We start from the raw sequence: 20576 nt of genomic DNA on the forward strand, positions 1-20576 counted from the left end.
GCGGGGCCCTGCCTCCCGTACGGCCGTGCGGGCTTCGTTCCCGTACGCCGTGCGGGCTTCGCCTTCGTACGACCCATGCGACGTCGGTTTCGTACGACCAGAGGGACCGCTGAGGAGCACGCGATGAGTGCCGCAGACACCACCACCCCCACCGAGGTGCCGCCGCTGATGTCGGTACCACCGCCATCCGCCCCGCCGACGCCCCGCAGAAGGCGGGGGTCCGGCGCCACCCCGTGGCTGCTGCTCGCGCCCTGCCTGCTCATCCTCGGCCTGGTCATGGGCTATCCACTGGTCCGCCTGGTCACCCTGTCCTTCCAGAAGTTCGGGCAGTCCCAGCTGTGGGGCTTCCTGCCCGCCGACTGGATCGGCTTCGACAACTTCACCGCCGTCCTCGGTGACGGCGAGTTCTGGACGGTCGTCGTCCGGACGATCGTCTTCGCGGCCGGCTGCGTCATCTTCACGATGGTCGCCGGAATGCTGATCGCGCTGCTGCTCCAACGGGTCTCCGGCTGGGTGAAGACCCTCGTCAACATCGCGCTGGTGGCCAGCTGGGGCATGCCGATCATCGTCGCCACCACCGTCTTCAAGTGGCTGTTCGACGCGGACTACGGCATCCTCAACGCGCTGCTCAGCAAGCTGCCCGGGGTCGAGATGATCGGCCACAACTGGTTCGCCAGCGGGCCCCAGGGCCTGGCCGTGATCATGCTGCTCGTGGTCTGGGGCGCGGTGCCCTTCGTCGTGATCACCCTCAGCGCCGGACTCACCCAGGTCCCCGCCGAGTTGGAGGAGGCCGCCCGCCTCGACGGCGCGGGCGCCTGGGGCGTTTTCCGGCACGTCACCCTGCCGATCCTCAAGCCGATCATCGTGATGCTCACAACCCTCTCGGTCATCTGGGACATGGGCGTCTTCCCCCAGGTGTTCGTCATGCGGGGCGGCCACCCGGAGCCGGAGTTCCAGATCCTGCCGACGTATTCGTACGACCGCGCGTTCGTGGTCAACGACTACGGGCAGGGCTCGGCGATCGCCCTCATCACCGTGCTTCTGCTGCTGGGAGTGGTCGCCGTGTACATGCGCCAGATGCTGAAGATCGGAGAGGTCGAATGAGCACGCTTGCTCCCGCGGGGCGCCGGAGGTCGAAGGCCGGCTGGAACCTCCTCGGTCTCCTCGTCTTCGCCACCGCCGGATTCCCCGTCTACTGGATGCTGAACACGGCGTTCAAACCGGCGAAGGACGCCATCGACCCGGACCCGAGCCTGCTGCCGACGGGACTGACGCTGGGCAACTTCAGCCGCGCGCTGGACATCGCCGACTTCTGGGGCCCGGTCGGCCGCAGCCTGATCGTCTCCCTCTCGGTCGTGGCGATCGGCATCGCGGTCGGCACCCTGGCCGCCCTCGCCATCTCCCGCTTCGCCTTCCGCGGCCGCAAGGTCGTGATCGTTGGCATCCTCGCGGTCCAGATGATCCCCCTGATCGCGATGATCATCCCGGTCTTCCTGCTGCTGAACGACCTCGACCAGTACGACAAGCTGTCGGGTCTGATCATCACCTACCTGACCTTCATCCTCCCCTTCACGGTGTGGACGCTGCGCGGCTTCATCGTCAACATCCCGAAGGAGCTGGAGGAGGCGGCGATGGTCGACGGCTGCTCGCCCACGGGCGCCTTCCTGCGGGTGGTCTTCCCGCTGCTGGCTCCCGGCATGGTCGCCACCTCGGTCTACGCCTTCGTCCAGGCCTGGAACGAGTACCTCTACGCCCTCATGCTGCTCAGCCAGAAGAACCAGACCGCGACCGTCTGGCTCGGCAACTTCACCACCAAACACGGCACCGAATACGCCCCGATGATGGCCGGTTCCACCATGATGGCCGTGCCGATCGTGGTCCTCTTCCTCCTCGTCCAACGCAAGATGGCCGCGGGTCTCACCGCGGGCGCCGTGAAGGGATAACGCCCCCGATGACGACATTCGCCAGCGGCACCGACACCCTCACGCGGGACGCCCTCACCGTCCTCCAGCCCGGCTTCACCGGCACCACCGCCCCCGACTGGCTGCTGCGCCGCCTCGGCGAGGGCCTCGCCTCGGTCGGCCTGTTCGGCCGCAACATCACCTCCCCGGAACAACTGGCCGCCCTGACCGCCCAGTTGCGCGCCGAACGCGACGACGTCCTGGTCGCCATCGACGAGGAGGGCGGTGACGTGACCCGCCTGGAGGTGGGCACCGGCTCGTCCTTCCCCGGCAACCACGCCCTCGGCGCGGTGGACGACGTGGAACTGACGCACGCGGTGGCCGCGGAACTCGGCCGCCGTCTCGCGGCCTGCGGGGTCAACCTCAACTGGGCCCCGTCGGCCGACGTGAACTCCAACCCGTCCAACCCGGTGATCGGCGTCCGCTCCTTCGGCGCCGCCCCCGAGCTGGCCGCCCGGCACACGGCGGCCTACGTCACCGGCCTGCAGTCGGCGGGTGTCGCGGCCTGCACCAAGCACTTCCCGGGTCACGGCGACACCGCGATCGACTCCCACGACGCGCTGCCACGCATCGACGTGGACGAGTCGGTCCTCCTGGAGCGGGAACTGCGGCCCTTCCGCGCGGCCATCGCCGCCGGCACCCGCGCGGTGATGACCGCCCACATCATGGTCCCCGCCCTGGACCCGGACCTCCCGGCCACCCTGTCCCACAAGGTGCTGACCGACCTCCTGCGCCGCGAACTCGGCTACACCGGCCTCATCGTCACCGACGGCATGGAGATGCAGGCCATCTCCGGCACCTACGGCATCGAACGCGGCAGCGTCCTGGCCGTCGCCGCCGGCGCCGACGCGATCTGCGTGGGCGGCGGCCTGGCCGACGACGAGACGGTACGGCGCCTGCGCGACGCCCTGGTCTCGGCGGTCCGCTCGGGCGACCTCCCCGAGGAGCGGCTCGCGGAAGCGGCGGAACGCGTCCGCACGCTGGCCCACTGGACGGCCGCCGGCGCAGCCGACACGCAACTGCCGGCCGACGAGGAGGTGGGACTGCGCGCGGCCCGAAGGGCGTTGCACATCACCGGCGCCGACGGCTTCACCCCCCTCACCAAGGCGCCCTACGTGGCCGCCTTCACTCCGGTCGCCAACGTGGCCGTCGGCGACGAGACGCCCTGGGGCGTCGCCGCCGAACTCGCCCGCCTGCTCCCCGGTACGGAAACGGGCAGCTTCACCGGAGAGGACGCGGGCATGGCCACCCTGGCCGCGGCCGGCCCCCGCCGGATCGTGGCCGTGGTCCGCGACGAACACCGCCACCCCTGGATGGGGGCGGCCCTGGACACCGTCCTCCGCACCCGCCCCGACACGATCGTGATCGAAATGGGCCTCCCTCAGGCCCCCGTCCGAGGAGCCCTGCACATCGCGACCCACGGCGCGGCAAGGGTGTGCGGCAGGGCGGCGGCGGAGGTCATCGCGGGGGAGTAGGTCCTTAAGGACAGGACAGGACAGGTGCCGGTTCCCTTCGAGGGGACCGGCACCTGTCTTCGAACCCGGCAGACGGGTCCCCGTCCCTAAATCCCCTGCCAGTCAGGCTTGTTCACAAACGTGTGCCGGAAGTAGTCCGCCAGCTTCAACTTCGAGGCGGCCCCCTCATCCACGACCACCGTCGCATGCGGATGCAGCTGAAGCGCCGACGCGGGACACACCGCGGCGACCGGCCCCTCCACCGTCGCCGCCACCGCGTCCGCCTTCCCCTCACCCGTCGCGAGCAGCACCAGGTGCCGGGCCTCGAGAATCGTCCCGATCCCCTGGGTGATCACATGGTGCGGCACCTGCGAGATGTCCCCCTCGAAGAACCGCGCGTTGTCCACCCGCGTCTGCTCGGTCAGCGTCTTGATCCGGGTCCGCGAGGCCAGCGACGAACACGGCTCGTTGAACCCGATGTGCCCGTCCGTCCCGATCCCGAGCAGCTGCAGATCCACGCCCCCGGCTGCGGCCAGCGCCGAGTCGTACGCCTGACACGCACCGATGATGTCCTGAGCCGTCCCGTCCGGCCCCATGAAGGAGGCCATCGGTATCCCCAGCGGCTCCAGCACCTCGCGCCGCAGCACCGAACGGTAGGACTCCGGATGCTCGGCCGGCAGCCCCACGTACTCGTCGAGCTGGGCTATCCGCGCCCGCGAGGCGTCCACGGCACCGGACCGCACCTTCGCCGCCAGGGCCTCGTAGATCGGCAGTGGGGTGGAACCGGTGGCCACGCCGAGGAGGGCGTCGGGCTTGCGCCGGAGCAGCTGGGCCATGGCCTCGGCGATGAGCTCGCCACCCGCCTTGGCGTCCGGAACGATGACAACTTCCACGCTGGGCCTGCCGATCTGAGGGAAGGGTCTGATCTGTAGCAACGGTCTGAACAGAGAGGGCTCGACCGGACCCCGGTACGGCCCATGTGGTTTAGACCAATCTAACAGAATCGGGTCCTGCGGCCCAGGTCCCCGAGGCCGTCAGGGCGCCTCCTCAAGGACTGCCACGTCACCATCATCCGCGGTCGGGACCCGGACGCACCGCCCGCCCCGGCGAAGGTGATGGAGACGGAGACGGAGACGCACGAGCCCAGCCCGCCGGGTGGCTCACGGCATCGACCCCCCTGTGGCGTCCACCCAGCTCCCGGTCACCCATCGCCCCTCGTCCGAGGCGAGGAACGCCACCACGTCCGCGACCTCGGCCGGGGTCCCCACCCGCCCCAGCGCCGAGTAGGCCTCCGCCTGCGCCCAGCCGTCCTCGCTGCCGTGCAGAAACACGGCGGTGTTGTCGGTGTCGACCAGGCCGGGTGCCACCGAGTTCACCCTGATGCCCCGGGCGCCCAGGATCTTGGACAGATCCCGGGAGAACACGTCCAGCGCGCCCTTCGTCATGGCGTAGGCCATGTTGTGCGGCATGGCGGCCGTGCGGGCGAGTCCCGACGAGATGTTGATGACGCGGCCGCCGTCCCGCAGACGTATCGACCCCTGCTTGACCAGGAAGAACGGCGCCTTCACATTGACCGTGAAGAGCCGGTCGTACTCACTCTCGTCGATCTCCTCGATCGGGCGTGAGGAGCCGATTCCCGCGTTGTTCACCAGGATGTCCAGCCCGTCCGCGTGGCGGTCGAACTCTTCCCAGAGAGCGTCGACGGCTCCGGGTGTCCCCAGGTCCGCCCCGATCGTGAAGGCGGAGCCGCCGGCCACCTCGATCGCGACGACCGTCTCCTTCGCCGCCGCCGCACTCCTGCCGTAGTGCACCGCCACCCGTGCGCCATCCCGTCCGAGGCGCTCGGCGATGCCCCGCCCGATGCCCCTGCTCGCCCCCGTCACCAGAGCCGTCCTGCCCGTGAGCACGCCCATGCCGTCGCCCCTTATTTCTCTAGCGGTCGATACAGAAAAAACCGTACAGGGTCTCCACGGCCTTTCTCTAGTACCCGCTATACAATTCACTCCATGGTGGGCAGCGAGGAGACGAAAACGCAGGTAGAGCCTGGGGTCAGGAGAGCGAAGCCCCGCGGACGCCCGCGGTCCTTCGATCGCGAGACCGCCCTGGAGAAGGCGATCCTGGCCTTCTGGGAGCACGGATACGAGGCCACGTCCGTCTCCGACCTCACCCGCGTCATGGACATCGGGGCGCCCAGCCTCTATGCGGCCTTCGGCGACAAGCGCTCGCTGTTCGAGGAGGTCGTCAGGGAGTACGGGGTCCGGTACGGCTCCTTCGGTGACCGCGCGCTCGCCGAGGAGTCCACCGCCCGGGCCGCCGTGGAGCGGATGCTGCGGGAGGCCGCCGTCGCGTACACGGCCCCCGGCCATCCGCACGGCTGCCTCGTCATCCACGCCGCCACCAACTGCTCCACCCCGGAGGTCGAGGAGTCGCTGCGCGGGCGCCGCAACGCCAACATCGCCGCCCTCGAAAGCCGTATCAGGGCGGACATCGCGGCGGGGGAGCTGCCGGCCGGGACCGACGCCGCCGCGCTGGCCCGGTACGTCGGGGCGGTGATCCAGGGCATGTCCCAACAGGCGCGCGACGGCGCGAGCCGACAGGACTTGGAGGCCGTCGCGGAAATTGCCCTGGCCATCTGGCCCCGCACATGAACCCACACGCGTTAGGCTGCGTGGAGGTTGTAGGGCGTCCGACTAGGTGACTCCAGTGAGGGAAAGCTCCAACAACAAACAGGCTCCACCGCATGGACACACCTAGTGGTCTAGTCCACAATTGAACGCGTGACCTCCGTCTTCCCCGCACAGGAAGGCGGACCGAGGAACCGGAGCTCTCTGCCCTGACTGCCCCGGATCCTCATCTCGGCCGACCGGGACCGCACACCCCACGGCCGATATTGCTCCGGGCTGCGGTGCCGGGAAGGTTGAGGGTCCTTCCCAGGCGCCGCGGCCCGCGGGTGTTCCCGGGCCCGGAACCCGTCGGCGCACGGTGTTTTTAGGTCACTCACATACCCCCAGGTACGCTCGCACCCGTGCCCTCCATGAACGAACTGGTCCGCCAGCACACCGCCCTCGACGACTCCGACCTCGAGTGGCTTCATCTGCTGGTCTCGGAGTGGCAGCTGCTCTCCGACCTCTCCTTCGCCGATCTCGTCCTGTGGGTCCCCACCCGCGACGGCACCCGCTATGTCTCCGTCGCCCAGATGCGGCCCAACACCGGCCCCACCTCCTACCAGGACGACATGGTCGGCCACCTCGTCCCCCGCGGCCGCCGCCCGCTGCTGGACGCGGCGCACGACGAGGGCCGGATCGTGCGCGAGGGCGACCCGGAGTGGCGCGAGGAGGTCCCGGTCCGCGTCGAGTCGATCCCGGTACGACGGGAGGGGCGCGTCCTCGGTGTCATCGCCCGCAACACCAACCTGCTGACCGTCCGCACCCCGAGCCGGCTCGAACTGACCTATCTGCAGAGCGCGTCCGACCTGGCGCAGATGATCGCGGCCGGCTCCTTCCCGTTCCCCAATCAGCAGATGGACATGGACGCGGCCCCGCGCGTCGGCGACGGCCTGATCCGCCTCGACGCGGACGGCATCGTCCAGTACGCCTCCCCGAACGCCCTGTCCGCCTACCACCGCATGGGCCTCGCCTCCGACCTCGTCGGCCAGCACCTCGGCAGGACCACCGCCGAACTCGCCCCGACCCGCGGCCCGGTGGACGAGGCGCTCGCCAAGGTGGCCAGCGGGTGGGCACCCCGTGAGTTCGAGATCGAGGCACACGACGGGGTCATCCAGTTCCGGGCGATCCCGCTCAAGCCCAAGGGCACGCGCATCGGTTCGCTCGTCCTGCTACGGGACGTGACCGAACTGCGCCGCCGCGAGCGCGAGTTGATCACCAAGGACGCGACCATCCGGGAGATCCACCACCGGGTGAAGAACAACCTCCAGACGGTGGCGGCCCTGCTCCGCCTCCAGGCCCGGCGCATCGAGTCCGACCGCGGCCGGGAGGCTCTCGAAGAGGCGGTACGGCGGGTCGGCTCGATCGCGATCGTGCACGAGACGCTGTCTCAGAACCTGGACGAGCGCGTGGAGTTCGACGAGATCGCCGACCGGGTGCTCGCCATGGTCGCCGAGATCTCGCCGGGCAAGGTCACCGGCCGGCGCAGCGGACGCTTCGGCATCCTGGACGCCGAGGTCGCCACCCCGCTGTCCATGGTCCTCACGGAAATCCTCCAGAACGCGCTGGAGCACGGCTTCCGCGAGGGCGAGACCGGCACGGTCGAGGTTTCGGCCGTACGTGGCGGCACCACCAAGGAGGCCCGTCTCCTCGTCACCGTCCAGGACGACGGCGTCGGTCTGCCCGAGGGCTTCGACCCGCACACCGGGGGCAACCTGGGCCTGCAGATCGTACGGACGCTGGTGGAAGGCGAGTTGGGCGGTTCGTTCGACATGGTCCGGGCGCCGGAGGGCGGCACCCGGGTGATCCTGGACGTACCGGTGCAGGCGCACAAGTAGGTCCGCGCACGGGCGGGGCGCGGACTGGGACACAGGTCGCGACATGGGTCGGGCACAGCAAAAAGCCCCGGACCGTTCAGGGGTCCGGGGCTCAAATGCTCGTTGCCAGCTTTGTGCTGCGCATCGGGGGTACTGCGCGCTGCGGCTCGGGGCGGGAGAAGCGTACGCGGTGTACGCGCCGCCAAGCTCAGGCTGTTTTGCGGGGTGGGTATGTCAGGCAGAAGCCTGACGGGCCCGGTTGCGGGCGGCACGGCGCTTCATGGCGCGACGCTCGTCCTCGCTGAGACCACCCCAGACGCCGGAGTCCTGACCGGACTCGAGCGCCCACTGCAGACACTGATCCATAACGGGGCAGCGACGGCAGACGGCCTTGGCTTCCTCGATCTGCAGCAGCGCAGGACCGGTGTTGCCGATGGGGAAGAAGAGCTCGGGGTCTTCCTCGCGGCAAACGGCGTTGTGACGCCAGTCCATGGCTGCTACCTCTCCTTGGTATTACGTGCAAGTTGCTTGTGAATGTGAACGCTTTCACGAATCCCTCAACAAGTGAAGGGCCGATCGCCGAGTCTTCCCCGGCGTGGTCCTGTGGATTGAAGAGGGGTTCCGGTGGTCTGTGGACGCTGGTGTTGCGGGCTGTCCCGACCGCCACGTAGAGACTCGCAAACCTCAGCGGCGGATACAACCCCTTCCGGAAAGTTTTTTTTGATTCCTCGGTGTCGACTAGGTCACAGCCGTACTTCCATGGGGTGGACCCTGGCCTAAACGTTCGAGTGAAAGGACTTTAGCCCCTTCTGCTCACACAATCACACGCAGTGCACGGCGTACGCCTGTGAACGTCACGCTCGTACGCAGCCCCAGGTGGTCGCCGTCCATCTGGAGGGGCAGGGGCACCTTCGAATGCAAGGTGAAGCGGTCCAGGTCGTGCAAGGACACTGCGTGCTTGCCATGGGGGCCGCGTTCGGGGGACGAAGTGAGCAACTGGGTGCCATATCGGGCGATCGCGGTCGTCGTCATACGGCTGAGACCGAGTACGTCGAGGCCTTTATCGAACGAGGCCTTAGGCGACGCGTACATCGGGTGATTGCCCAGGAAGGTCCACGGAGAGGTGTTCGAGACTATGGAAAGCACCAGATCGGTCACCGGCTCCGCATCCGGACGCTCCACGGTGATCGTCCCGTGCCGGCGGTGCGCCTCGCCGAAGAACTGGCGCAGGGCCTGGCGGACGTAGAGAGCGTGTGTGGATTTCCTGCCGCGCTCGCGCTGCTGCTCGACCCGGCCGACCACACCGGCGTCGAATCCGAGCCCCGCGTTGAAGGTGAACCAGCGTCCCGGCACGGCCTCGTCCTCGGTGCCGGGTGTGCCGGAGGCCAGACCCAGGCCGACCGTGCGCTCGCTGCCCTCGCGCAGCGCGTCCAGGAGCGCGCCGGTCGCCTCGACGGCGTCGTTGGGCAGACCGAGGGCGCGGGCGAAGACGTTGGTGGATCCGCCGGGAACCACGGCGAGACCGGGCAGGTGCTCGGGGGCGGGGCCGGCGTGCAGGAGGCCGTTGACGACCTCGTTGACCGTGCCGTCGCCGCCCAGGGCCACGACCAGGTCGATGTCCTTGCTCTCCGCCGCCTGCCGGCCCAGGTCACGTGCGTGGCCGCGGTACTCGGTGGTGACCGCTTCCAGTTTCATCTCGCTCGCGAGCGCGTGGATCAGGACATCGCGCGTACGTGCGCTTGTGGTGGTTGCCGCCGGATTGACCACGAGAAGTGCACGCATGGGTTGCAGCGTACCTACTGGGTGGTACCGGGCACAGTTCGAGGTAGGGATCACGTAAGACTTCGGTACGTGAACCTTGCCACGGGGGCGTGGAGCAACCCGCGCGCGGCGGTGTGCGTTGCCCGCGCCTCACCCGCGGGCGCTTCGGGGGCGAGGGCTACCCTTCAGGGGTGAGCAGTGAGCAGACCCCCGTCGCCCCCGAGACCGCCGGTCCGCGCCCGCGGCGCCTGACGTACGCCGCCGCCCTGGCCGCCCTGGAAGGGCTCGCGCTCGTCGTGGGAGGCGTCTGGATGCTCGTGGAGGGCCTGGCCGGAGACCCGGACGACCGGCAGTCGGCCGTCACCGGGGGCGTCACGCTCATCGTCCTCGCGCTGCTGCCGCTGCTCGCCGCACGTGGGCTGCTCGGCCGGCGCAGCTGGAGCCGGGGGCCGGCGGTCATCACCCAGATCATGGCCCTGCCCGTCGCCTACAACCTCCTCCAGGCCGACAGCGTGGCGATCCCGGCGGGCATCGCCCTCGCGGTCGTCGCGGTGGCCGCGCTGATCCTCCTGATCAACCCGTCGACGACCCAGGCACTCGGAATCCGGGGGCCGGGACGGGCGCAGGACGGCGAGCAGTAGCCGTGGAGCGGGGCGGTCGGTGGCCGGGGCCCGCCGGGCGGGCCCGTACGACCTGAGCGCCTGGCGCCGAGCGCGGTTTCGGTGAACGCGCGTGGTCGCTGATCCCGAGTGCGGCCAGCCGTGCCGCAGCCGCGCGGGGCGGGGCGGGTGGTGGCCGTAGGGCCGTCAAGCCGTGGGGCCCAAAAATCCGGTGGGCCCCGGTGGCCCGGGACCCTGAGGCGCGGTCGACGATCGCCGGCCTGTCCGCGGAATGAGGCCTGCTACCGACGGCGAGCTTGTCCGCCTGCTCCGTGGCGCACCGGTGCCGGGCGCCGACCGCGTCTACCGGGCCGGAGGGCTACTCCTCCACCAGCAGCTTCTCCCGGAGCTGGGCCAGGGTGCGGGCCAGCAGTCGGGAGACGTGCATCTGGGAGATGCCGACCTCCTGCGCGATCTGCGACTGGGTCATGTTGCCGAAGAAGCGGAGGAGAAGGATTCGCTTCTCGCGCGGGGGGAGGTCCTCGAGCAGCGGCTTGAGTGACTCCCGGTACTCCACGCCCTCCAGCGCCTCGTCCTCCGCGCCGAGGGTGTCCGCCACCGCCGGGGACTCGTCGTCCGTGTCGGGGACGTCCAGGGACAGCGTGGAGTACGCGTTGGCGGACTCCAGGCCCTCCAGGACCTCCTCCTCCGAGATGGCCAGCTTCTCGGCCAGCTCGTGGACCGTGGGGGAGCGGCCGTGCTGCTGGGAGAGCTCCGCCGTGGCCGTCGTCAAGGACAGGCGCAGTTCCTGAAGGCGCCGGGGCACCCGGACCGCCCAGCCCTTGTCACGGAAGTGGCGCTTGATCTCGCCGACGACCGTGGGAGTCGCGTAGGTCGAGAACTCCACCCCGCGGTCGGGGTCGAAGCGGTCGACCGACTTGATCAGGCCGATGGTGGCGACCTGGGTCAGGTCGTCCAGCGGCTCGCCGCGGTTGCGGAAGCGGCGGGCGAGGTGCTCGACGAGCGGCAGGTGCATCCGGACCAGCTGGTTGCGCAGCTCCGCGTACTCAGGGCTGCCGTCCTTCAGGGCGCGCAGCTCGATGAACAGGGCGCGCGCCCCGCTGCGGTCCTGTGGATCGTGCCGTGGGACCGGCGTGTTGTTCGCGCCCGCCGCGCCGTCCTCTGCGTTTCGCTCGTGCTCGCTCATCGTCCCGCCCGTCGCCCTTCCACGAGCCCTCGCCTCCGTCGGCACCGGGAGGATCCCGGCCCGCCCTGCCGGAGGCGCACCCTGCACGGCACCTTTCCGATCACGCTGCCCGTCGTCCAGCAACCCGGTCGCCGTCGTGTCGACGACGTCTTCCTCCGGATGCGGCCGGGCCTGCTCGGGGATGCCGTCCGCCATGTGGCGGGAACCGCCGGGGCCGTCGTCGCCCAGGCCGTCGACGCCGCTCGGGCAGGGAGGACGGTGTCCGCCCTCGGCCGGCAGCTCCCGTGTGCCGCGCTCTTCGTCCCGCACCGGCCCGTCCCCGTTCCTCACGCCGGCCCGGGTCCCGCGCCGCGCTGTTTGTAGAGGCTGATCGAAACGGTCTTGTCCTCGTCCACGGCCGACGAGACCTTGCCCGCGAGGGCCGAGAGGACGGTCCAGGCGAAGGTGTCCCGTGACGGTGCGTGACCGTCCGTGGTGGGGGCCGAGACGGTGACCTCCAGCGAGTCGTCGACGAGGCGGAAGACACAGCTGAGCACCGAGCCGGGCACGGCCTGCTGGAGCAGGATCGCGCAGGCCTCGTCCACCGCGATGCGCAGGTCCTCGATCTCGTCGAGGGTGAAGTCCAAACGGGCTGCGAGGCCGGCCGTGGCCGTCCGCAGTACCGACAGGTAGGCACCCGCGGCCGGCAGCCGGACTTCCACGAAGTCCTGGGTCGCGGGCTCGCCTGCGATCTGGGACACCCTCACCTCCAAGGTGGTACAAACTTTACGGGGGCCGAGGGTCGCCCCCCGGAGTAACGCGACGTGTGGTTCAGCGGTGACGCTACCGCGCTCTCGACTTTCCTGTCCCCGGGACCCCAACCCCTGCCGTCACTCACAGTAAAACTGTGGACACGCTCCGTGTCTAGGGGTTTGCGGCTCCAATTGGGAAGAACGCGCGCCGGGTTGACGTACCCAGACGTCAGACGGTCGAACCGTCCTGGAACCCGAGGGTCCAGGGTCACACAAGGACATGGTCCACGAAGCACCAACGCCAGTTCTCGCCCGGTTCATGGGTCCGCATGACCGGGTGGTCGGAGTCCTTGTGGTGCTTCGTCGCATGTTGTCCCGGTGAGGAGTCGCAGCAGCCGACGTGACCACAGGACAGGCACAGGCGCAGTTGTACGGGGTGGGTACCGTCCCTCAGACACTCCGGGCACGTCTCGCTGAGCGGCTCGGGCTCCGGGTGCGGCAGCGCGTCGGCGTGCGTGCACTGTTTCATGATTGCCAGGTTACGACGGCCGCGTGGGCGGCCGCGCGGAAAAAGAGGGCGGGGCGCACGACGATGAGCGAGGGCGGGCGAGGGCCATGGACGTGATGCCACTGCTGTTGCTGGTGGCGGGGAGCGCGGCGATCGCCGCGGCCGCCCGGCGCACCCCTGTTCCGGCGCCGCTGCTGCTGGTCGCGGTCGGCCTGCTGGTCTCGTACGTTCCCGGCGTCCCCGAGTACACGCTCGACCCGGACGTGGTCCTGCCCATCATCCTGCCCCCGCTGCTGCACTCCGCGGCCACCGACAGCTCCTATCTCGACCTCAGGGCGCAGCTGCGGCCCGTGGCGCTGCTGTCGGTGGGATACGTGCTCTTCGCGACCCTCGTCGTCGGCTGGGCGGCGTACCGGATCGTGCCGGGCCTCTCGCTGACCGGGGCGCTCGTGCTGGGCGCGGTGGTGGCGCCGCCGGACGCGGTCGCGGCGACGGCGGTGGCACGCCGCGTGGGGCTGCCCTCCCGGATCACGACCATCCTCCAGGGTGAGTCCCTGGTGAACGACGCGACCGCGATCACCGCCTACCGGGTCGCGCTCGCGGCCGCGGTCGGCGAGGGCGCCACCTGGGCGGGCGGCATCGGCGAGTTCCTGCTCGCGGCGGTCGGCGGGGTCGCGGTCGGCCTGGTGCTCATGGTGCCGATCCACTGGCTGCGCACGCACCTCAAGGAGCCCCTGCTCCAGAACACGCTCTCCCTGCTGATCCCGTTCGTCGCCTACGCGGCGGCCGAGCAGTTCCACGCGTCCGGGGTGCTCGCGGTGGTCGTGGTGGCCCTCTTCCTCGGACACCGCGCGTGGGAGGTCGATTTCGCGACGCGCCTCCAGGAGGACGCCGTCTGGAAAATGGTCGCCTTCGTCCTGGAGTCGTCGGTGTTCGCCCTCATCGGGTTGCAACTGCCCGTCGTGCTGAAGGGCCTCGGGGAGTACGAGGGCGGCAGCGCCGTCTGGTACGCGATCGCGGTCTTCCTCGTGGTCGTCGTGTCGAGGTTCGTGTGGGTCTATCCGGCGACCTTCCTGCCGCGCATGCTGTCCGCGCGGATCCGCGAGCGTGAGGACAACCCCACCTGGAAGGGGCCCTTCGTCATCGCCTGGGCCGGGATGCGGGGCGTGGTCTCGCTGGCGATCGCCTTCTCGATCCCGGAGCACCTGCACAACGGCGAGCCCTTCCCGGGCCGCAACCTGATCCTCTTCCTGACCTTCACGACGGTCATCGGGACCCTCGTCGTCCAGGGCGTCACCCTGCCCCCGCTGATCCGGTTGCTGAAGCTCCCCGGCCGCGACCAGCAGGCCGAGACCCTCGCCGAGGCCAACGCCCAGGCGCAGGCCTCGCGAGCCGCCGAACAGCGCCTGGACGAACTCCTCGCCGACGAGCGCAACGCCCTGCCACCGCCCCTCGCCGACCGTCTGCGCACGGTCCTGGACCGCCGCCGCAACGCCGTGTGGGAACGCCTGGGAGCGGTGAACCCGGTGACCGGCGAAACCGTCGACGACACGTATCGGCGGCTGTCCGGGGAGATGATCGGCGCCGAGCGCGCGGTGTTCGTGAAGCTGCGGGACCTGCGGTACATCGACGACGAGATGCTGCGCACCCTGCTGCGCAGACTGGACCTGGAGGAGGCGGCGGCCTATCGGGAGGCGGCCGAGTGAGGCCGGAGCCGGGGTGCGGGCGTCCGGGGGAGGGCGGGCCGGCTCAGGGGAAGGGGCGGCCCGTGACGACCGCCGCGACGGTCGTCCCGCGCGCGAAAGCGTCCTCCTCGGCGAGGGCGACAAGTCCGTACAGCAACTTGGCGACATAAAGACGTTCCACGGGCAGGCCGTGGCGGTGCTCGAAGTCCTCGGCGAAGGCGTTCAGTTCGGGCGTCGTGCGCGCGTAGCCGCCGAAGTGGAAGCGGTCGTCGAGCGTCCAGTCACCGCATCGGGAACCGAAGGCGCGGCGTTGCAGGGACTCTATGTCGGCGCTCAGGAAGCCGCCCTTGAGGACCGGAACGCCCAGGCAGCGCATGCCCGGGGCCAGTCCGGCCGCGAGGCCCGCCAGGGTGCCTCCGGTGCCACAGGCGATCGCGACCACGTCGGCCTGCCCGGACAGCTCCTCGCCGAGTGCGCGGCATCCTCGTACGGCGGGCGAGTTGCTGCCGCCCTCCGGGACGACGTACGTGTCCTCGGCCCGGGCCGCGCGCAGCACGCGCGTGAGGGTGTCCGGTTCGGTCTTGCGGCGGTACGTGGACCGGTCGACGAAGTGCAGGCGCATGCCGTCGGCCGCGCACCGGGCGAGGGAGGGGTTCAAGGGGCGGTCGGCGAGTTCCTCACCGCGGACCACACCGACCGTGGGCAGGCCGAGGAGCCGTCCGGCGGCCGCTGTGGCGCGCAGGTGGTTGGAGTACGCGCCGCCGAAGGTGACGACCGTACGGCCGGCGGCCGCGGCGAGGTTCGGCGCGAGTTTGCGCCACTTGTTGCCGATGAGCTCGGGGTGGATCAGGTCGTCGCGCTTGAGGAGAAGGCGCAGGCCGTGCCGGGCGAAGCGGGGGTCCGACAGCTCCTGCAGGGGCGAGGGGAGGCGGGGGCGCAGGGTGTCGAGGCCGGTCACGCCCCCATTGTGACCTGCGCGGTCAGTTCAGGCGCTCCCGGATCCGGCCCCGCAGCCAGGACATCGTGAAGCCCCGCGGATCCACCTTGCCCGGCTGCCACTCCAGGTGGCCGATGACCGACCGTTCCGTCCAGCCGTGGTAGCGGCACACCGCCGCGGAGACCCGCTCGATCGCCTTCAGCTGGGCGGCCGGCCAGGGGTCGTCGCCGTCGCCGAGGTTCTCGCACTCGAAGCCGTAGAAGTGGCGGTTGCCGTCGGTGTTGGCCTCGTTGTCGGCAGGAAGCGCCTTCTCCGCGATCACCGCGCGCAGGACGTCGTCGTCGCCGAGGCCGGCGTGGTTGGCGCGGCCGTAGCCGACGAGATGGACGGTGCCGTCCTTGGTGATGACGCCGTGGCACAGGGGGCCCGGCAGGTCGGTGTAGCCCTTGCGGCACAGCTCGACCGTCGCCGCGCTGCCCCTGGTCACCGTGTGGTGGATCATCACGCCGTGCACCGGTCCCCAGGCGCCGACGTGGTTGCGGTTGTGGTGCTCCCAGTCGCCGACCTCGACGATGGTGGCGCCCTCCGCCCGCAGGACGCCCAGGAATCTGCCTGCGGACATGGGTGAGGCCATGGCTCCCTCCTTCGTGCTGCGTGCCGGCCGCCGACCGCGGCCGGCCCCTACAGGTGCTTGTACCGAAAGAGGCGGAATCCGACTCCTGGTTCGCACCGCGTGCGAACCGATTCGGACAGTCAAATTCCGTTCATGACAGCGGAATTGACCGGGCGTCAGCGGATAGGAAGAGCGCATATGCCCAGCCGCGCAATGATCCATTCCCCCTCTTTCGTGTAATAGCACCGGCACGTTCCGTGAGGAAGGCTTGCTCTTGCACATCGATGCCCGGGCGTAGAGCGCGTCCGGGCATGTACCGGGAGGGCAATTCCTTATGTCGGTAGGCGAAGAGGTCCGCACCGAGCAGGACCGGCCGCAGCAGAGCCTCGGCACAGCGGCCGCGCGGAACCTGGCCACCACCACCAAGTCCGCACCCCAGATGCAGGAGATCAGCTCCCGCTGGCTGCTGCGCACGCTGCCCTGGGTGAACGTCCAGGGTGGTACGTACCGGGTGAACCGCCGCCTGAGCTACGCCGTGGGCGACGGCCGGGTGACCTTCGTGAAGACCGGGGACCGGGTCGAGGTGATCCCCGCCGAGCTGCGCGAGCTGCCGGCGCTCAGGTCGTACGAAGAGGACGACGTGCTCTCCGAGCTCGCCCAGCGCTGCCAGCAGCGGGAGTTCACCCAGGGTTCGGTGATCGCCTCGTTCGGCGCCCAGGCCGACGAGGTGTACCTGCTGGCGCACGGCAGGGTGGAGAAGGTCGGGACCGGCCCCTACGGCGACGACGCGGTCCTCGGAGTCCTCGCCGATGGCGCCTACTTCGGCGACCAGGCGCTCCTCGACCCGGACGCCATCTGGGAGTACACCGCCCGCGCGGCCACCGCCTGCACGGTCCTGGTGCTGCCCCGCCAAGAGGTCGACCAGGTGGCGGAGCGTGCCGAAGCCCTGCGCGAGCACCTCAGGGAGCAGCGCGCGATCCCCTCGCAGCGCACCAACAAGTACGGCGAGAAGGAGATCGACCTCGCGGCGGGCCACGACGGCGAACCCGACATCCCGCACACCTTCGTCGACTACGACGCCCGGCCCCGCGAGTACGAACTGAGCATCGCCCAGACCGTTCTGCGCATCCACACCCGGGTCGCCGACCTCTACAACCAGCCGATGAACCAGACGGAACAGCAGATCCGGCTGACCGTCGAGGCACTCAAGGAGCGCCAGGAGCACGAGCTCGTCAACAACCGCGAGTTCGGGCTGCTGAACAACTGCGAGTACGACCAGCGACTCCAGCCGCACGACGGTGTGCCCAGCCCCGACGACCTCGACGAGCTGCTCAGCCGCCGCCGGGGCACCAAGCTGCTGCTGGCCCACCCGCGCGCGATCTCCGCGATCGGCCGTGAGCTCAACAAGCGCGGGCTGGTCCCCGAGACCATCGACGTGGGCGGCAACCGCATCCCCACCTGGCGCGGGGTGCCGATCTATCCGTGCAACAAGATCCCGGTCACCCCGGAGCGGACCACCTCGATCATCGCCATGCGTACCGGTGAGGCAGACCAGGGCGTCATCGGCCTCCAGCAGGCCGGTATCCCGGACGAGATCGAGCCGAGCCTGTCGGTGCGGTTCATGGGCATCAACGAACAGTCGATCATCAAGTACCTGGTGACGGCCTACTACTCGGCGGCCGTGATGGTGCCGGACGCGCTCGGAGTCCTGGAGAACGTCGAGATCGGTCGCTGGAGGTGACGTTTCCGCGCCGGGGGGCCGTGTCCCCGGCCACCGGGGCGGGTAGGCCCCGGTCGAACAGCGGGGCGGGGGGACCCCCGTCGAACACCGGGGTGGGGGCACTCCGGCCGGCCTCCGGAGGGGAGACACCCCGGAGGAGCGCGCCCGCACCCAGCGCAAGCGCAACCGGCCGCGGACTGACCGAGGGGGGTTCCATGGCCGAGTGCACGACGGGCACGCAGGCGCTGGTGACAGAAGGGACGGACGTGCGGGCGCCGGCCACCGGGGGGATGGAGTCGCCGGCCGCCGAGCGTCCCGGGGTCGGGCCGCCGGCGGGGGAGAGGGGCCGACTCGACCGGGCCGAGGCGAGCCCGCTTCACGGGACCGACGCGCGGTCCGGGACACGGCCGCTCCACGGGGCCGACACGGGGTGCGAGGCGCTGCCGCCCCGTGAGACCGACGCGCAGTCCGAGGCACAGCTGCTCCACGGAGCCGACCCGCCCTCCGAGCCCCTGCCGTTGCAAGGGTCCGGCCCGCCCTCCGAGGCCTGCCCGCTCTACGGGCCCGAGGTGGCGTCCGCAGCGCCTCCACGTCACGGGCCCGAGGTGCCGCCCGAAGCGCCTCCACGTCACGAGCCCGACGTGCCGCCCGCAGCGCCTCCACGTCACGGGCCCGACGTGCCGCCCGAAGCGCCTCCACGTCAAGGGTCCGACGCCCGGCCGGAGACGCACGCAGTCGATGGTCACGAGGCCGCGGTGATCCTGGAGCGGGTACGGGCGTCGGTCGATCCCGAGCTGCGGGCCGCGCTGGAGTCGCTGCCCGGTTCCCTGCGCAGGGTCGCGCTCTACCACTTCGGCTGGGAACAGGCCGACGGCACCCAGGCGGCGGGCAACGCGGGCAAGGCGATTCGGCCCGCGCTCGTCCTCACCGCGGCCGCCGCTCTCGGCGGGGAGCGGGCGCGGGCGGCGGCCGTCCGAGCGGCCGTGGCCGTGGAGCTGGTCCACAACTTCACGCTGCTGCACGACGACGTGATGGACCGCGACACCACCCGGAGGCACCGCCCCACCGCGTGGACCGTGTTCGGCGACGCCGACGCGATCCTCGCCGGGGACGCCCTCCAGGCGCTGGCACTCCGGCTGCTGGCCGAGGACCCGCACCCCGCCGCGGCACCGGCGGCGGCCCGGCTCGCGGCCTGTGTCGTCGAGCTGTGTGAGGGCCAGCACGAGGACACCGCCATGCAGGCGCTCGGCCCCGGTGAGGTCACCCTCGACCAGGTGCTCGTGATGGCGGAGGCCAAGACGGGCGCGCTGCTCGGGTGTGCCTGCGCGCTCGGCGCGCTGTACGCGGGCGCGTCCGCCGAGGACGTCGGGGCGCTGGACGCGTTCGGCCGGGAGGCGGGCCTCGCCTTCCAGCTCATCGACGACGTGATCGGGATATGGGGCGACCCGGGCCACACCGGCAAACCGGCCGGCGCGGACCTCGCCGCCCGCAAGAAGTCCCTCCCGGTGGTCGCCGCGCTCACCTCCGGCACGGCGGCGGCCACGGAACTGGCCGAGCTGTACGCGGCGCCGTACGCCGAGGAGGACCTGGCGCGTACGGCCCTCGCCGTCGAGGAGGCCGGCGGTCGCGACTGGGCGCAGGCGCAGGCGGCCGACCGGATGGCCCGGGCGATGGGGCAGCTGTCCCGTGCGGTGCCCGATCCGGAGGCGGCGGGCGGCCTGCTCTCGCTCGCGGAGTTCGTGACGCGGCGCAGCGCCTGAGGACCCCGGAGCGCCCGGCACCGCGCGGTCCTGACCCCGCGCGGCCCCCGCGTGTTCCGGCCGACGGGTCCCGCACATCCCCACGGTGTGCGGGGCCCGCTTCCGCATGCTTACCGGATATTCTCAACGCCCTTGTGGCCGACGGTGGTTGAGTTGAAGGGGCGGGGCATGGGCGTGGCGATACGGACGGCCGGCGGAAGCGATCGCGAACTGGTGACGCGGCTGCTGGACGCGGCCTTCCAGGACGATCCGGTCAGTGGGTGGATCTTTCCGGGAGAGGAGTACCGCCGTACGACGCATCCCCGGTTGATGGCCGCGTTCGTGGACATCGTGCTGGCCGAGGGGCGGGTGGACGTCACGGAGGAGGGGACCGCCTGCGCGTTGTGGCTGCCGGTGCCGGCGGACGGGGGCGACGAGCACGACGGCGAGGACGAGTTCGCGGCCCTGCGCGAGGCTCTCGATCCGGGCAATGAGCGCATCGAGCTGATCGGACGGCTCACGGCCGGGGTGCATCCGTCCGGGCGGGCCCATGAGTACCTGTGGATGATCGGCGTGGACCCCGGGCACCAGGGGGAGGGACTCGGGACCGCGCTCATGGGCTCGGTTCTGGAGCGGTGCGACCGGGACGGGGTGCCGGCGTATCTGGAGGCGAGCAGTGCGCGGAGCCGGGGGCTGTACGAGCGGCTCGGGTTCGAGTTGGTGGAGCGGCCGCTCGAACTGCCCGACGGGCCCCTGATGTGGCCGATGTGGCGCGAGCCGCGCGCCTCGCGATAGGCGGGGAGCCGCGCTGAGCGGGGCGTCGCCCAGCTCGCAGCGCGGTGCCGCCGACTAGTGCCGCATCAAGCAACGTTCGCCCCGTGGTGATGTGTCGCCCGGTTGCTGCGCTGGGCAACATTGGACGGCGAGAATGCTCGCGTGGCTGAACGAGTACGGATTCGGGAGATCGATGATGACGAGGGCAGGAGGTTGCTGCGGATCATCCGCAGAGGCACCGGTTCCGTGGTGACCTGGCGGCGGGCCCAGATGGTGCTGTTATCGGCGCAGGGCATGCCCGTGGCGAAGATCGCCGAGGTGACGTTCACCAGTCCGGACCGGATCCGGGACGTGATCCACAACTTCAACACCGACGGCTTCGACTCGCTCTACCCGAAGTACAAAGG

Annotated in this window: 20 protein-coding genes; 11 read left to right on the plus strand and 9 right to left on the minus strand. The window is 70.5% G+C overall.

The window, feature by feature from the left end:
* The first annotated feature begins 123 nt into the window (after positions 1 to 123).
* The 3 genes from H293_RS0121110 to H293_RS0121120 are packed head-to-tail and all read left to right on the plus strand — an operon-like array spanning position 124 to position 3436.
* On the plus strand, positions 124 to 1104 hold the full coding sequence (locus H293_RS0121110) for a carbohydrate ABC transporter permease (RefSeq protein WP_020119836.1): 981 nt from the start codon (positions 124 to 126) through the stop codon (positions 1102 to 1104).
* A complete protein-coding gene (locus H293_RS0121115; RefSeq protein WP_020119837.1) occupies positions 1101 to 1943 on the plus strand; it encodes a carbohydrate ABC transporter permease in 843 nt (280 codons plus the stop codon). The genes H293_RS0121110 and H293_RS0121115 overlap by 4 nt, the downstream gene beginning before the upstream one ends.
* 8 nt (positions 1944 to 1951) lie before the next feature.
* Positions 1952 to 3436 (plus strand): glycoside hydrolase family 3 protein, encoded by a 1485-nt coding sequence (locus tag H293_RS0121120; RefSeq protein WP_020119838.1) that lies wholly within the window; start codon positions 1952 to 1954, stop codon positions 3434 to 3436.
* Between the two features lie 86 nt (positions 3437 to 3522).
* Here the strand turns inward: H293_RS0121120 and nagB are convergent, their stop codons facing one another.
* Together nagB and H293_RS0121130 are read right to left on the minus strand one after the other, a co-directional pair.
* A complete protein-coding gene (gene nagB / locus H293_RS0121125; RefSeq protein ID WP_020119839.1) occupies positions 3523 to 4308 on the minus strand; it encodes a glucosamine-6-phosphate deaminase in 786 nt (261 codons plus the stop codon).
* Positions 4309 to 4575: 267 nt separating this feature from the next.
* Positions 4576 to 5328, minus strand: a complete 753-nt coding sequence (locus H293_RS0121130; RefSeq protein ID WP_020119840.1) for an SDR family oxidoreductase — start codon at positions 5326 to 5328, stop codon at positions 4576 to 4578.
* Between the two features lie 93 nt (positions 5329 to 5421).
* Between H293_RS0121130 and H293_RS0121135 the strand changes: the two genes are divergently transcribed.
* Both H293_RS0121135 and H293_RS0121140 read left to right on the plus strand, forming a co-directional pair.
* Positions 5422 to 6063, plus strand: a complete 642-nt coding sequence (locus H293_RS0121135; RefSeq protein ID WP_020119841.1) for a TetR/AcrR family transcriptional regulator — start codon at positions 5422 to 5424, stop codon at positions 6061 to 6063.
* Between the two features lie 377 nt (positions 6064 to 6440).
* Positions 6441 to 7916: a sensor histidine kinase gene (locus H293_RS0121140; protein ID WP_020119842.1), complete on the plus strand. Its 1476-nt coding sequence runs from the start codon at positions 6441 to 6443 to the stop codon at positions 7914 to 7916.
* A gap of 213 nt (positions 7917 to 8129) precedes the next feature.
* On the opposite strand, the gene H293_RS0121145 is transcribed toward H293_RS0121140, so the two are convergent.
* Positions 8130 to 8387: a WhiB family transcriptional regulator gene (locus H293_RS0121145; protein WP_006142322.1), complete on the minus strand. Its 258-nt coding sequence runs from the start codon at positions 8385 to 8387 to the stop codon at positions 8130 to 8132.
* 321 nt (positions 8388 to 8708) lie between these two features.
* The gene (locus tag H293_RS0121150) at positions 8709 to 9677 is read right to left on the minus strand and encodes a diacylglycerol/lipid kinase family protein (protein WP_020119843.1); all 969 of its coding nucleotides are present in this window, start codon (positions 9675 to 9677) and stop codon (positions 8709 to 8711) included.
* Positions 9678 to 9847: 170 nt separating this feature from the next.
* On the opposite strand from H293_RS0121150, the gene H293_RS0121155 reads away from it, so the two are divergent.
* The gene (locus H293_RS0121155) at positions 9848 to 10297 is read left to right on the plus strand and encodes a hypothetical protein (RefSeq protein WP_020119844.1); all 450 of its coding nucleotides are present in this window, start codon (positions 9848 to 9850) and stop codon (positions 10295 to 10297) included.
* 337 nt (positions 10298 to 10634) lie between these two features.
* Here the strand turns inward: H293_RS0121155 and H293_RS0121160 are convergent, their stop codons facing one another.
* From H293_RS0121160 to H293_RS55005, 3 genes are all read right to left on the minus strand, one after another.
* Entirely contained in the window at positions 10635 to 11771 is a 1137-nt protein-coding gene (locus tag H293_RS0121160) for an RNA polymerase sigma factor SigF (protein ID WP_020119845.1), read from the minus strand.
* Between the two features lie 17 nt (positions 11772 to 11788).
* A complete protein-coding gene (locus H293_RS0121165) occupies positions 11789 to 12202 on the minus strand; it encodes an ATP-binding protein (RefSeq protein WP_004925829.1) in 414 nt (137 codons plus the stop codon).
* Positions 12203 to 12461: 259 nt separating this feature from the next.
* Positions 12462 to 12722 carry a UBP-type zinc finger domain-containing protein gene (locus tag H293_RS55005; RefSeq protein ID WP_007384626.1) on the minus strand — a complete coding sequence of 87 codons (261 nt, stop codon included), beginning with the start codon at positions 12720 to 12722 and terminating at the stop codon, positions 12462 to 12464.
* 86 nt (positions 12723 to 12808) lie between these two features.
* On the opposite strand from H293_RS55005, the gene H293_RS0121170 reads away from it, so the two are divergent.
* A complete protein-coding gene (locus tag H293_RS0121170) occupies positions 12809 to 14407 on the plus strand; it encodes a Na+/H+ antiporter (RefSeq protein WP_020119846.1) in 1599 nt (532 codons plus the stop codon).
* A 43-nt stretch (positions 14408 to 14450) separates the two neighbouring features.
* On the opposite strand, the gene H293_RS0121175 is transcribed toward H293_RS0121170, so the two are convergent.
* Positions 14451 to 15344: a 1-aminocyclopropane-1-carboxylate deaminase/D-cysteine desulfhydrase gene (locus H293_RS0121175; protein ID WP_020119847.1), complete on the minus strand. Its 894-nt coding sequence runs from the start codon at positions 15342 to 15344 to the stop codon at positions 14451 to 14453.
* A 22-nt stretch (positions 15345 to 15366) separates the two neighbouring features.
* Complete coding sequence (locus H293_RS0121180) at positions 15367 to 15957, minus strand: N-acetylmuramoyl-L-alanine amidase (protein ID WP_020119848.1); 591 nt, start codon at positions 15955 to 15957, stop codon at positions 15367 to 15369.
* A gap of 313 nt (positions 15958 to 16270) precedes the next feature.
* On the opposite strand from H293_RS0121180, the gene H293_RS0121185 reads away from it, so the two are divergent.
* The 4 genes from H293_RS0121185 to H293_RS0121200 form a co-directional block, all read left to right on the plus strand.
* The gene (locus H293_RS0121185) at positions 16271 to 17677 is read left to right on the plus strand and encodes a family 2B encapsulin nanocompartment shell protein (RefSeq protein ID WP_020119849.1); all 1407 of its coding nucleotides are present in this window, start codon (positions 16271 to 16273) and stop codon (positions 17675 to 17677) included.
* A 656-nt stretch (positions 17678 to 18333) separates the two neighbouring features.
* Positions 18334 to 19416 (plus strand): family 2 encapsulin nanocompartment cargo protein polyprenyl transferase, encoded by a 1083-nt coding sequence (locus H293_RS0121190; RefSeq protein WP_051138134.1) that lies wholly within the window; start codon positions 18334 to 18336, stop codon positions 19414 to 19416.
* A 168-nt stretch (positions 19417 to 19584) separates the two neighbouring features.
* Positions 19585 to 20190 (plus strand): GNAT family N-acetyltransferase, encoded by a 606-nt coding sequence (locus H293_RS0121195; RefSeq protein WP_020119851.1) that lies wholly within the window; start codon positions 19585 to 19587, stop codon positions 20188 to 20190.
* A gap of 141 nt (positions 20191 to 20331) precedes the next feature.
* Positions 20332 to 20576 (plus strand): helix-turn-helix domain-containing protein (locus H293_RS0121200; protein ID WP_028808060.1); only part of this gene is annotated, 245 nt, incomplete at its 3' end.

The organism is Streptomyces canus 299MFChir4.1 (assembly GCF_000383615.1).
Lineage (GTDB): Bacteria > Actinomycetota > Actinomycetes > Streptomycetales > Streptomycetaceae > Streptomyces > Streptomyces canus_C.